The 12,205-nt window shown below is 36.2% G+C and carries 13 protein-coding genes; 6 read left to right on the top strand and 7 right to left on the bottom strand.

What is annotated here, in order from left to right; translation table 11 throughout:
• Window positions 1-50 precede the first annotated feature (50 nt).
• Both BSO02S_RS00060 and BSO02S_RS00055 read right to left on the bottom strand, forming a co-directional pair.
• Complete coding sequence (locus BSO02S_RS00060) at window positions 51-425, bottom strand: hypothetical protein (protein WP_066060609.1); 375 nt, start codon at window positions 423-425, stop codon at window positions 51-53.
• Window positions 426-446: 21 nt separating this feature from the next.
• Entirely contained in the window at window positions 447-1,925 is a 1,479-nt protein-coding gene (locus BSO02S_RS00055; protein WP_066060607.1) for an FTR1 family iron permease, read from the bottom strand.
• A 251-nt stretch (window positions 1,926-2,176) separates the two neighbouring features.
• On the opposite strand from BSO02S_RS00055, the gene BSO02S_RS00050 reads away from it, so the two are divergent.
• From BSO02S_RS00050 to BSO02S_RS00040, 4 genes are all read left to right on the top strand, one after another.
• Window positions 2,177-2,563 (top strand): YmaF family protein, encoded by a 387-nt coding sequence (locus tag BSO02S_RS00050; protein ID WP_066060605.1) that lies wholly within the window; start codon window positions 2,177-2,179, stop codon window positions 2,561-2,563.
• Window positions 2,564-2,792: 229 nt separating this feature from the next.
• Window positions 2,793-2,882, top strand: a complete 90-nt coding sequence (locus tag BSO02S_RS00045) for a YjcZ family sporulation protein (protein ID WP_066060603.1) — start codon at window positions 2,793-2,795, stop codon at window positions 2,880-2,882.
• A gap of 79 nt (window positions 2,883-2,961) precedes the next feature.
• A complete protein-coding gene (locus BSO02S_RS26760) occupies window positions 2,962-3,138 on the top strand; it encodes a hypothetical protein (RefSeq protein WP_157081357.1) in 177 nt (58 codons plus the stop codon).
• A 297-nt stretch (window positions 3,139-3,435) separates the two neighbouring features.
• On the top strand, window positions 3,436-4,305 hold the full coding sequence (locus tag BSO02S_RS00040; RefSeq protein ID WP_066060601.1) for a cation diffusion facilitator family transporter: 870 nt from the start codon (window positions 3,436-3,438) through the stop codon (window positions 4,303-4,305).
• Between the two features lie 410 nt (window positions 4,306-4,715).
• On the opposite strand, the gene BSO02S_RS00035 is transcribed toward BSO02S_RS00040, so the two are convergent.
• The 3 genes from BSO02S_RS00035 to BSO02S_RS00025 all read right to left on the bottom strand — a co-directional run bounded on the left by BSO02S_RS00035 (window position 4,716) and on the right by BSO02S_RS00025 (window position 6,706).
• A complete protein-coding gene (locus BSO02S_RS00035) occupies window positions 4,716-5,129 on the bottom strand; it encodes a DoxX family protein (RefSeq protein ID WP_066060599.1) in 414 nt (137 codons plus the stop codon).
• A gap of 111 nt (window positions 5,130-5,240) precedes the next feature.
• Complete coding sequence (locus tag BSO02S_RS00030; protein ID WP_066060597.1) at window positions 5,241-6,020, bottom strand: DODA-type extradiol aromatic ring-opening family dioxygenase; 780 nt, start codon at window positions 6,018-6,020, stop codon at window positions 5,241-5,243.
• A 41-nt stretch (window positions 6,021-6,061) separates the two neighbouring features.
• The gene (locus BSO02S_RS00025) at window positions 6,062-6,706 is read right to left on the bottom strand and encodes an alpha/beta hydrolase (protein WP_066060595.1); all 645 of its coding nucleotides are present in this window, start codon (window positions 6,704-6,706) and stop codon (window positions 6,062-6,064) included.
• A 234-nt stretch (window positions 6,707-6,940) separates the two neighbouring features.
• On the opposite strand from BSO02S_RS00025, the gene BSO02S_RS00020 reads away from it, so the two are divergent.
• Window positions 6,941-7,474 carry a helix-turn-helix domain-containing protein gene (locus BSO02S_RS00020; RefSeq protein WP_066060593.1) on the top strand — a complete coding sequence of 178 codons (534 nt, stop codon included), beginning with the start codon at window positions 6,941-6,943 and terminating at the stop codon, window positions 7,472-7,474.
• 394 nt (window positions 7,475-7,868) lie between these two features.
• Here BSO02S_RS00020 and ppsA read toward each other — a convergent pair whose 3' ends face one another.
• The gene (gene ppsA / locus BSO02S_RS00015; RefSeq protein WP_066060591.1) at window positions 7,869-10,469 is read right to left on the bottom strand and encodes a phosphoenolpyruvate synthase; all 2,601 of its coding nucleotides are present in this window, start codon (window positions 10,467-10,469) and stop codon (window positions 7,869-7,871) included.
• A gap of 264 nt (window positions 10,470-10,733) precedes the next feature.
• Between ppsA and BSO02S_RS00010 the strand changes: the two genes are divergently transcribed.
• Complete coding sequence (locus BSO02S_RS00010; protein ID WP_066060589.1) at window positions 10,734-11,330, top strand: class I SAM-dependent methyltransferase; 597 nt, start codon at window positions 10,734-10,736, stop codon at window positions 11,328-11,330.
• Window positions 11,331-11,586: 256 nt separating this feature from the next.
• On the opposite strand, the gene BSO02S_RS00005 is transcribed toward BSO02S_RS00010, so the two are convergent.
• Window positions 11,587-12,036, bottom strand: coding sequence for a C40 family peptidase (locus BSO02S_RS00005; protein WP_066060587.1), 450 nt, complete (start codon window positions 12,034-12,036; stop codon window positions 11,587-11,589).
• Window positions 12,037-12,205: the final 169 nt, after the last annotated feature.

The following is a 12,205-nucleotide window of genomic DNA, read 5'->3' as shown; positions in this document are numbered from 1 at the left end:
GAAGTATTATTAGAGTTACTTTTCAATGCCTCCTGCTTTGTATATTCATTCTATTTCGTCTTATTTGCTAATTCTTTAAGGGCATCCGTAAGTTTATCATTCAAAGTACCTAAAGCTTCTTTATCAAGTGTAGATGCTTCCGAGCCTGCAATTGTTGGATCAAGATATTGTTCGATTGTTCCATAAAGCTCTTTGTTATCCTTTTTTACATCGTCTTCAAATGTTGCCCATTGATCTTCTAATTTCGGTCCCACTTCTTTTACCTTTGCCTGGTCGCCGCTATCAATTGCTTTTGACAATTGCTCTGTTGTATCCAGCATTTTATTAACTCCATCAGAAACCTTACTATTATTTGAACTACAACCAGCTAATACTAGTGCACTTCCAAGACCAATTGCTAAAACCATTGAGCTAAACTTTTTCATAAAAAGTTCCTACTTTCTCTATTAATTATTGTTTGCTGCTATCAGCTTTTTACTTTTCATTTTCTTCGATAAAATAATAATCACAGCACCAAGAACCAGAATTACTTGCGGAATGGTGCTTTCCCAAGAAGGGTATAAGGCGAAAAATTCGATGCTTGGGATACTTTGAGCGTTAGTTGTTGGAATAAAACCGGCTAGTTGCAGGCTGTGAATCCCCATTCCTGTAAACTTAATACATAGATAAAAGACAATCACACTCGATACCATAAAAAACGGTCGCAGCGGTAATTTTAAACCTACAAATACCATCAAATAGGCAAGGATTCCAAGTATAGCCGCGCCGATGAGAAAACCAATGAATAAAGACTGGAGTTTAATTTGGCTTGCCATACCGATATAAAACAATACCGTTTCTGTTCCTTCGCGAAATACCGCAAGAAAGGCAAGTACCCCTAGCGAAACGAGTTTACCAGTTGTTAATGCGGTTTGACTTTTCTCACGAATATACCGATTCCAATCAGCGATATTGGATTGACTGTGCAGCCAATAGCTCATATACAATAACATTACAGCTGCAAAAACCCCTGTCCATCCAGCAATCAGTGCATTATTATTTCCAAAGGCACCAGATGAAATCACAAATTTCACAACAAGGGCAAGTATCAAACTAACCCCTAGCCCCCCTAATACTCCAGTCCAGATCCAGCCTTTTCCCTTTGTTTCGCCTGATTTTTTAACAAATGACATAAGTGCGATTACAACAAGTAAAGCTTCTAAACCTTCACGAATCAGAATCATTGCTGCATCCCAATAAGTGTACTCGGATTTGTTAGCTAAAGGGGTTAGGTATTTTACCATGGTGTCGATTGTTTGATTAGCTTCTTTATTATTCGGCGGGTTGGCAGCAAGCATGGCTTGGACGGTAACCAAATCCCTTTCAGTATCACTATAAACGGAAGCAGATTGCGCAACAACTACTCCCTCTACGCTTAACCAGCTACCACTCGCCTGCTTTATACTTGCCAAAGCCCCAGTTTGATTTTGCTCACTAACTTCCTTCTTTGTATCTTGAAGGAGTAGGATAAAATCATCTAAAGAAATATCTTCTTTCTTAAAACCCGGTTCTTTTGGGTAACCGCCACTAGCTACCTTTTCATTCACAGCTTTTAGATCTTGTAAGGCCCGTAAAACTTGATCCTGCTTTTTTAATGTGAAGGCATAAACCACTTTTCCCATGTTTGATTCAATGTCTCGATAAGCAGTTGCTGAATTAGCTTTAATCCCTTCTTCAATTTGTCTCCAGATTTTATTAAATTGACTGTAAGCCTTTTCTGCGTCCGAAAGGTTCCCTTTGGAAGCAAAATCGATGGCTTGATCAATAGATACTTCAGCTTTTTTTATATCTTCACTAGGACTTCCAGCCGCCATTGCGGAGTTATGTATTCCAAATCCGATGATTAATAGAAGGATAGATATCTTAAATAATAGATTCTTGCCCATTAGTTCCTCCTTGTAGAAACTTTATCTTTAATTGATAACGATTTTCAATATCAATTCCTCATTTATTATCTTAATTCAAATGATAACGATTGTCAATTAGCGATTTTCAATATTTGTTACATCTATGAGTACTCTTTATTTAAAAATGTAACCAATTAAAATTTTATATTTAGTAAAAAACTCGTCATAGTTATTATTTTGGGTCCATTTTCATAAAGTGTACTAAAAGAATAATAAAGGTGGTAAAACATATGAATATATCGGTTACTGGGTTTGTTGTTCATTCAGATGGTTCAAATATGGATTCTGAGCATTCTCATACATTATTTCTAACTTCATGGGACGGTAGACCACTACATAGACATCATTTTTCAGGTGTAACCTCTTTTAATGATGGGCATGATCATCGATATGCCGGTACAACTGAACCCGCTCCCACTGGAGTGCCCCATAACCATAAATACTTTACCGTCACTTTCTTGAATGATGGGCATAAACATGAAATTCGAGGCGTTACTGGGCCAGCAATTCCTTTGCCCAATGGAGGGCATTTTCATAATTTTCAAGGCGTCACGACAGTTAATGGACACCATCCTCATTCTCATAAATATAGCGGCAAAACTAGTCCTAGCGATTAAGAGCATCCGTTGAAATGTCATCCTTACTCACTAAAATATTATTACCTCTGAAGAGGCATTTGCATGAATTGCAGATGCTTCTTTTCATTTTTAAAAACTGTTTAAACAATTAGCTGATTTTTTCCTTGCCGATGATGCTAGTCCAATCATCCTTTGACGTAAGAAATATATATAAATAGTGGAGTTTTTTTCCACTTAAATTCCAAACATTTGCAGGGAGGTGTTATACATGGGTGATGGAATGGTTAGCGGTTTTGCGTTAATTGTTGTATTGTTCATCCTACTTATCATTGTAGGAACTTCTTTCATGGGCTACTAAAAATTTTGAAAAACGGGGCAGATTGCTTTAATCTGTCCTGTTTAATTTAAAATTCTGAAATGAAAGGAGGTTGAATTAAATGACATTTATGGGATTTAATCGAAGAGACATGTTTTTTCGTGATGGCTTTAGAAGAAGACGGTTTGTCCCCATTGAAATTGAAATCGAAATTGAGAGAAGAAGACGGTTTGAAATTGAAATTGAAAGAAGAAGACGGTTTGAAATCGAAATTGAAAGAAGAAGACGCAGATTCTAAAAACCAAATGATTTGACAGTATTTCCAACAGCCTACAGGCTCATTGTTGTGAAAATAAATAATTCTATTCAATAAAATTAAACAGGGATGCTTTTTTACAGGTACCTCTGTTTTTTTATTGGCTTTTCAACTAGTAGGTGTTAACTCGTTTTAATAAGGGAAATTAGGAGAATCCTTTTCCCTAATACAACTTACTTGTATATCGCCTACTTATATAAAACGATACAAAAAGGTTGCTCTAGACCCACCCATATTTTTAGTTGTATCATAGTTAAGTGCTTATGGGGGGCAAGTAGAATGGAAGAGCAAAAATATAAAGATCTTAAATTAGGAGAACGTGGCGCAATAATTAGTATTATTGCTTACATATGTCTTTCTATCATAAAATTAGTTTTTGGATTTATAAGTAACTCCGCTGCATTAAAAGCAGATGGCCTAAATAATACAACCGATATCATTGCATCTATTGCCGTACTCATCGGACTCAAGTTATCACAAAGACCACCTGATAAAGACCATGGGTATGGACATTGGAAAAGTGAAACCATTGCATCAATGGTCGCTTCTTTTATTATGGCAGCAGTGGGCCTTCAAGTGTTGGTTGATGCTATCACCTCTATGTTTCAAGGAGAAAAAGAGTCTCCTGATATTATGGCGGCTTATGTAGGTGTTTTTTCTGCACTAGCCATGTATTTTGTTTATCGTTACAACAAAAAATTAGCTATTAAAATTAATAGCAAATCCGTAATGGCAGCAGCAAAAGATAACATTTCAGATGCTTGGGTGAGTATAGGAACAGCAGTAGGTATATTCGCTTCTCAATTAAATATGGCTTGGCTTGATACGGTAACTGCCATTATTGTAGGGCTATTAATCTGTAAAACAGCTTGGGATATCTTTAAACAAGCTTCCCATGAACTTTCAGATGGTTTTGATGAAAGTAAAATTCAACTTTATCACGATGAAATCACAAAAGTAGATGGAGTTAAAGGAATAAAGGAAATTAAAGGTAGAAACTACGGCAATAATGAAGTAATTGATGTTGTGATTCTTGTTAATTCTACGTTGGATATTAAAGAAGCCCATGATATATCTACCCATGTTGAAAAAGTCATGATAAAAAATTATGGAGTATATGATGTTCATGTCCATGTAGAGCCAAATTAATATAGATGCTAACAATTTATTGCTAGCTTCTTTTTCTTTTAATGGTTGATTTTCCCTTACCCTGTATGGGCAACAAAAGTCTTTCTCTCCAAGGTGCAAAATTATTAATATATAAAAAAAAGCCCTGCTTGTAAAGGCTGTTTTCATCATTTATACTCATTCAATTCAACGTTCGTTTACATATTGGTCCAACTAAATATATTGCACCTTTTAGTTTGTGTTTTTTGTGTAATTCATGAATACCTTTAGAAAAAAGAGGGTGTCCAAAATGCATTTATATTGGACACCCTCTTTTTCCCCGTTGAAAGTAAAAAACAAAGTTTTACAAAAATCTTATTTCCATGTCTCGCAGGTTTATCGCAAATTTTTTAGTGCGCCTCTCCAAGCATTCACTTGGTCAAGCATTGCATTCACATTTGTGATGATTCGTTTTTACTAAAAATTTGACCTAATGAAAAATGTTTACTTCCATTTATAGCTAGGAATAGTGCCATTGCTAAATACGCTAGTTCTAATTCATATCCCGCCATATTAGCATTGCCTAAGAAACCAGCTGCTAGCTTTACTTTTATTATTGCCCCAATCATTAAAAATACAAACAACGCTGATACAATACGGGTTCCAAATCCTACAATTAATGCAATCCCACCAAGCACTTCAATACCAGCAACTAGGTAAGCCAAAAACCCTGGTAATCCAATACTTCCAAACCAACCTGCTATATTCTCAATTCCTCCTTGAAATTTTACTAATCCATGAATGAAAAATATTACACCTAGCATGATACGTAAAATAACTGCGCCAACTTCACTTTTTAATTGCATTGTTTATTCCTCCAAAATATTATTTCGCCATTACTTTTTAAATCATTAACTCTCTAATTCAGATATTTATAATTAGAGATAAGCGGGTGAATTAACCCAATTTTCTTAGAATCACTCAAACTGCCAAATACTGTGACTAAGATTTCCATACCGAAAGCTGCGATGTAGTAAAGTAGCTTTTTGATGATTGTCTGCAGCACCCATTGCATAAAAAATGGGAATAAAGTGTTCTTTCCCATATGGCGGAACCGCCAATTTTGCATTCGGTGCCAGTGACTCGTATTTAAATAGCGATGGAAGGTCCCATTTGTTCAAATGATGTGCTAACCAATCATCAAATTCTAGTGCCCACTGATCAACCTGACCATTATCTGACCACTTTAATCCTCCAAGGTTGTGCACTGTTCCTCCACTCGCAATAATTAACATGTCACTAGCTCTTAATTCCGATAATGCTTTACCAATTTTATATTGCTCCTCTGGAGAAAGTTTAGAATTGACAGACATAGCGATGACCGGAATATCCGCATTAGGATAAAGCATTCGAAGGACAACCCATGCCCCATGATCCAAGCCACGATCTGATTCAAGTTCAAATGGAACTCCATTTATTGTGAATAAATCCTCTATTTGTTTTGAAATCTCTTGATTTCCGTGGGCGGGATATTGAATACGATATAGAGCTGGGTCAAATCCACCGAAATCATAAATCGTACTATAGTGGTCGACCTTGCTTACCTTTTGGATTCTAGACTCCCAATGAGCCGAAAACAAGACAATTGCCTTTGGGCGGGGCAACGTTTGCCCTAATTGATTTAAAAACTTTGTATACTCATTATTCTCAATTGCAAGTAACGGTGCACCATGTGCGATAAAAAAAGATGGCAGCATCTTTGTACCCTCCATATTATTTTATTTGCTTTCGGGATTTCTTATCTTTGTAAATCATTCAAAATCCATGCTTGGAAATCATGTAGATTCTCCCTTGAAACTGTATGTCCTTCAGGATAAGTTTTAAAAGTCACAGGAGTGCCTAACTTTGTAAAATACTCGACATTTTCTTTACCCCATTCCAATGGCAAGACCTGATCGAATTCCCCATGTGAGATAAACACAGATAAATTATTGCCAGGATTTATGTTGTATTCTTCTTTAACAAACATAGGAATATATCCACTTAGAGCGACAACACCCTTTATTTTTTTTCCAAGTGTTAGCGCTAATGTCATCGAAACAATCGCACCCTGGCTAAAACCTAGCAAGTATAATTGGCTTAAATCTAGTGGATACTTTTCAGTGGCATAATCAATAAAGTTCGTTAATTTATTGATTCCCTCATCGAAAACTTCACGATGTGGTTTGCCATATCCTTGAATTGTAAAGTATGCAAATCCTGGTCCCTGAGGTAAATGCCCTCTAACACTAAAGATATAAAAGAAATCCCCTAATCCATCAACCAATGACAGCATATTTTGTTCATTACTACCAATACCATGCATGACAAACAATGCAGGATATTTCTTATCTGGAACAATATTCTTTGGACGGCGAAGCTCATAAATCATTGAGGCTTCCATACAGTAATCCCCCTAAAACAAGCGTATTTTTAGTTAAAAGCAATATTTTATTTTAAAACAAATGTTTCATATTAGAAATATGAATATTTAAAATTAGCGTTTAACTTTTATTTATTGTTTCCCTATATGAATATTTGTTTCCTAAATAATATCAACAATAAGTATAGCAAGTCAACTATTTTTTTGTTAATATGTAATTAAGTTCACTATAAAGAAACTTTTGAGGTGATGAAAGTGGATATTGGTTCTAAAATTCGTACCATTAGAAATAGAAAAAAAATAACGATTGCAAAAATGTGTGAAGAAACGGGTCTTTCAAAGGGTTTTATAAGCAATGTTGAAAACAACAACACATCCCCATCAATTAGTACGCTACAAACCATTGCAAATTTCTTAAAGGTTCCTTTACCATATCTGCTTTTAGAAAAAGACCAGCATATGAGTGTCATTAGAAAAGACGAAAGAGAATTCACTATTTCTAAGGATTCAAATTTAAAGGTGGAGCATTTAGCTGCTAGAGGCGGTTTAAGTATACGACTGGTTGAATTTCCCCCTGGGGCTTCGACAGGAGAAAAAAAAGCACATGAAGGTGAAGAATGCCATTTAGTCCTCAAGGGAAAAATTCTTGCAGAACAAGGAGAAGACTCATTTATCCTTGAAGCAGGAGATACTTTTAGTTGGTGTGCAAGTGTCCCTCACTTTGTTAAAAATATCGGAGATGATGTTGCAGTTGTTTTAATTGCCGTTTACACTGAAGGTTTGGAATAAGAATCTCTTAAAAATATATGAAAAAGGGTATCCAAGTCGAAACCTTAGGATACCCTTACATAGCTAAATATATGAAAGTATTATGGACTTACTAAAATAGACTTTACCATTCCTTTTGAAAGGCATAAAAAAGAGCACCGGCATACCGTAACGGGTTCCATTTCCTATCGCAAAACCTGAAATCACACGCCAAAATGTAACTAAATTTGTAGGACAATTTGGAAAATCGGCCATATTTATGTAATGATTGGCGTTGGATCGGTAACTATCAATTGTAAGTATGCACGACCGATAAAGTTGGCTTCAATTTTTTGTCCCAATGGAAAGATTGTAAGACACCGCTCTGGTAACCACTGGAGCGGTGTTACTAATTAAATCTGGACGTATTCAGCAATTACATTATTTCGATATACCCTTCTGTCCCATGCACGCGAATTCGTTGCCCATCTTTTATGAGTTTGGTGGCATTTTCCACCCCAACAACTGCTGGTAACCCATATTCACGCGCGATAACTGCTCCATGGGTCATTAGTCCACCAACTTCGGTGACTAGGCCTTTTATCGATACAAACACTGGTGTCCAGCTAGGGTCAGTAAAGGTCGTGACTAATATATCTCCATCTTCTAAATCAGCATCTTCCATGTTTAAAATGACACGAGCGCGTCCCTCTATAAATCCGGAAGAAACAGGTAGACCCGCAATAGCTTTAACTGGGAGATTTTCTCGTTTGTACTTACCGGAGAGCGTTTCACCCTCAGACGTGATAACACGTGGCGGAGTTAATTTTTCATATAATTTGTACTCGTATGCTCGTTTGCTGATGATCTTGTAATCCAGTTTATTTGTACGTATGACTTCGCCAAGTTCTTCAAAAGTGAGATAGTATATATCTTCTTTTTCAAGAATAACGCCCTCTTGTACGAGTTTTTCAGCTTCTTTCAGTAAAGCCTGCTTATAAACAAAGTAGCGATTGATCATGCCGTATTTTGGATATTCCCGATACCCGATGAAATTCCGGATTCGGTCAATCATACGTTTGGTTTCTTTGGATTTTTGTTCACCATCCGGTAATTGCTTCAATCGGTCTAATAACTCTTGTTCTTTTTTCAAAGCAAAACAAAGCCCTTGCTCAAATTTCCGATGGCTGGCATTCGGCTCAAAGTTTTTGATGTTACTGAGAATCAAGGGGACAAGTGTAGTTGGTTTTTCGCTCCAGCGAGTTTTCGTAATATCGATTTCTCCGGCACATCGCATACCATATTTGTTGAGAAAGGCATTGAAAGCGTCTTTAGCTTCCAGTCCGCCATCAAACTTAACCAGTTCATCCAAAAAGTTATCATCTTTTACATGTTGTAAATAATCAATGACTTCTGGATAAGGACGAATCACATCTGCGACATCCAATAGTGCTAGACCCATTTCCGAAGTAATATTGTTTGGTACAGATTGAGAAAGCGTGTCTGCTGCGTTTTTTTCACCTAACCACTCGTTCATTTTTTCATTAATCCATGATGAAGCATTTATAGCAGCCATAAATACAGCTGAACTTTGTGGGTCAAATAAAATCTTCTTTAATTGCTGGATATCTTCTAGAATAAAATCAATTAAATCTGATCCTGATTTCGTTTGGATGTTTTGTTTTAGCTCCTCTATGGATGTTTGACTGCGCTTAATCAAATCAGAAACGATTGATGGATTGTTTTCGATTTGTTCCAGCATTTCTGTATTGCCTTTGGTGGGACTCGGTGCTTTATTATCATTTGGTAACGATTTTATAAAATCTCCTCGCTTAAGTGTGTTCATAAGGGCATCTTTCATGAGCGGATCGTGTTGTCCCATTGCATTTAATAAAATGTTTCTACTGACAGGTGAAGCCAGTTGATGTGTGACATCTACAAACAACCTTCCACCAGCTTTACGCATTGGTGCAGGAGTCGTTAACAGGAAAAAAGACAATCCCAATGGTTTCATGGGGTCGGTCATCATTTGTTGATGACCAACAGATACGTAAACGTGATTTTCTTGATCATTCGCTTCCGGGATGGGGAAAAGAGTAGTGATTGGACGACTCTGGACAATATAAAAAGTATCATCAACCAAACACCATTCAATATCTTGCGGGCAGCCAAAATGAGCTTCGATCTGTCTTCCGATGAGTGCTAGTTGTAAAATTTGTTGATCAGTAAGTGTTTGAGTCTTTTGCTGATCAGGACCGATTTCGTGTGTCTCTGTTCCGCCTTCTTTTCTTCCGTAGATAGCCAATTTTTTGGTTGCTATCATCTTATCAACGATGTTTTGTTCCTTTACTTTGTAACAATCGGCAGATACCAAACCAGAGACCAGTGCTTCTCCAAGTCCAAAACTGGCATCGATCGATAGTAACTTTCGGTTGGAAGTAATCGGATCAGCGGTAAATAAAATCCCTGAAGCCTGGGGGAAAACCATCCTTTGAATGATAACGGATAAAGACACTTGTCTGTGGTCAAATCCGTTTTGCATACGGTAAATCACGGCCCGATCCGTAAACAAGGAAGCCCAACATTTGCTGATATGCTTTAAAATGGCTTCTTTGCCGATGATATTTAAATAGGTGTCTTGTTGACCAGCAAAAGAGGCATGTGGTAAATCTTCAGCAGTTGCACTAGAACGCACTGCATAAGCATGTTCCTCGCCAAACTGGGGGAGATAGTCAACAACTGCGCGCGCAACATCGGAAGGAATTTCTACTTCCATAATAATTTGTCGAATCTTCCTGCTGATTTCACCAATTTGATCTCGATCTTCTACTTTTAGCATTGTTAGTCGATCCAACAAAGCATGAAACGTTTCGTTTTGTTCGATGGCTTTTTGATATCCTACTGTTGTAATACAAAATCCCTTTGGTACTTGTAATCCTTGAATTTTTGATAATTCCCCTAAATTCAACCCTTTTCCGCCTACGAGCAAAAGCTGTGTTTTTTCCATTTCCTGAAAACCGAGAGCCAAAGAACCCATTCTACATCTCTCCCAACCATTAATGTTCTATTGATTTTACCAGTAGTACATGGGAAAAAACAGTCTATATTATCCATTTTTTGTATGATATAATTAAAATAGGAAGAGTACAAAAAAATAGCCAGACCTTACCATACAGTAAACTGATGCCCCGGTTCATCCCCTCGAAAGCAGCTCATATACCTTTTAACCCACAATATAAATATGACAAAATTAACCTTTTTTCATTTAATCAGTTTATTTAATAAATTAGGGGAGTGGAATATGGAAAATAATGTTTTTGAACAGATGGCAAAAAGATATGATACAGAAGAAAGAATTGAATTAGCTAAGGTTATAGTTAAGGAAGTAAGATCAGGATTACAAAATAGTAAATCAAAATCTTTAATAGACTATGGGAGTGGTACTGGTCTAATTAGTTTGGAAATATCAGATTTGGTTGATTCGATTTTGTTGGTAGATTCATCAAAACAAATGTTGGAGGTTGCGAAAGCTAAAATTTCTCACAAAGGAATTTCCAATTCAAAAGTGCTCTATTCAGATTTTACTCTAGAAACTCCTGAACTTAAGGCAGACATAGTTTTAATGTCACTAGTCCTTCTACATATTCCGGATACTAAAAAAATTTTACAAGAATTGTTCAACATTTTAAATAATGGTGGCAAGCTAATTATTATTGATTTTGACAAAAACGATAAAATACATCATCCGAAAGTTCATAACGGTTTTTCGCATGAAGAACTGAAAAAAAGGTTATCCGAAGTAGGATTTAAATCAATTGAAATGAAGATATTTTATCATGGTAATCGTATTTTTATGAATCAAGATGCCTCAATGTTTATATCCAGTAGTATAAAGTGAATCCTTGCTTTTTTATTACTCAGTTCACATAATCTCTAAAAAAGAACGATTCATATCAACCCTGACAATTTATTATACAATTTCATATACAAATTTAAAGAGAAATTACAAAGGAATCGCTATATACAAAAAAATGACTATCAAATTAACATACATTTTGATAGTCATTTTCCTTAATATTTATAATGTTTGCAATAGGTTACGGAACTCGTTAAGCATACCGATGCTCTATTCTTTCAATATTATAACCCACTGTTTATATACGTTTTGCCCCAATATATCTTGCTTTCCAATAGCTGTTGTTTGTATAGGTGATTGATACGCCCTTTGAAGATGAAGCCTGGATCATCTTGCCGGATCCGATGTAAATGGCTACATGGGTAGGTTTACTTGCCTTATTTGGTCCAAAGAACATCAAGTCTCCTACCTTTAAAGAACTTACACGGTATCCTTTTTTGTAGAACATATCAGATGCTGTTCTCGGCATTGTTTTTCCAGCCTTACCGAAGGAATACTTAACAAGACCTGAACAGTCAAAACCACGTGGTGTCAAACCGCCCCATCTATATGGAACACCAAGATTTGCTTTAGCAACCGAAATTGCTTTTGTATGATAATATGCCGCTTCTGCTTTATCACCCATAGTGGTAAACAATGCGCCAAAAGTAATTGTCATAATAAAGACCACGATGATTTTCTTTAACATATTGTTTAATCCCCCTAGTGTGCTTTGTTATTCCTAATATACAAAATTAAAATAACATGGTCATAACAGGCGGATTACAGTTTTATTACAAATTTCGACTTTTTGTTTTAATATTCGCAAAAGTATTCATTTTCAGTCCAATTACTAGGGTTACTAGTTTTAGGAATCT

Origin of the sequence: Neobacillus soli NBRC 102451, from assembly GCF_001591665.1 — a bacterium.
GTDB lineage: Bacteria > Bacillota > Bacilli > Bacillales > Cytobacillaceae > Neobacillus > Neobacillus soli.
This window is presented reverse-complemented; position numbering and strand designations above follow the sequence as displayed.

Excerpts from the sequence above, each read along its gene's own strand:
- BSO02S_RS00030 (WP_066060597.1), bottom strand. The coding sequence starts at position 6,020 with ATGCTGCCATCTTTTTTTATCGCACATGGTGCACCGTTACTTGCAATT.
- BSO02S_RS00045 (WP_066060603.1), top strand. The coding sequence starts at position 2,793 with ATGGGTGATGGAATGGTTAGCGGTTTTGCGTTAATTGTTGTATTGTTC.
- ppsA (WP_066060591.1), bottom strand. The coding sequence starts at position 10,469 with ATGGGTTCTTTGGCTCTCGGTTTTCAGGAAATGGAAAAAACACAGCTT.
- BSO02S_RS00005 (WP_066060587.1), bottom strand. The coding sequence starts at position 12,036 with ATGTTAAAGAAAATCATCGTGGTCTTTATTATGACAATTACTTTTGGC.
- BSO02S_RS00010 (WP_066060589.1), top strand. The coding sequence starts at position 10,734 with ATGGAAAATAATGTTTTTGAACAGATGGCAAAAAGATATGATACAGAA.
- BSO02S_RS00035 (WP_066060599.1), bottom strand. The coding sequence starts at position 5,129 with ATGCAATTAAAAAGTGAAGTTGGCGCAGTTATTTTACGTATCATGCTA.
- BSO02S_RS00025 (WP_066060595.1), bottom strand. The coding sequence starts at position 6,706 with ATGGAAGCCTCAATGATTTATGAGCTTCGCCGTCCAAAGAATATTGTT.
- BSO02S_RS00050 (WP_066060605.1), top strand. The coding sequence starts at position 2,177 with ATGAATATATCGGTTACTGGGTTTGTTGTTCATTCAGATGGTTCAAAT.
- BSO02S_RS00055 (WP_066060607.1), bottom strand. The coding sequence starts at position 1,925 with ATGGGCAAGAATCTATTATTTAAGATATCTATCCTTCTATTAATCATC.
- BSO02S_RS00060 (WP_066060609.1), bottom strand. The coding sequence starts at position 425 with ATGAAAAAGTTTAGCTCAATGGTTTTAGCAATTGGTCTTGGAAGTGCA.
- BSO02S_RS26760 (WP_157081357.1), top strand. The coding sequence starts at position 2,962 with ATGACATTTATGGGATTTAATCGAAGAGACATGTTTTTTCGTGATGGC.
- BSO02S_RS00040 (WP_066060601.1), top strand. The coding sequence starts at position 3,436 with ATGGAAGAGCAAAAATATAAAGATCTTAAATTAGGAGAACGTGGCGCA.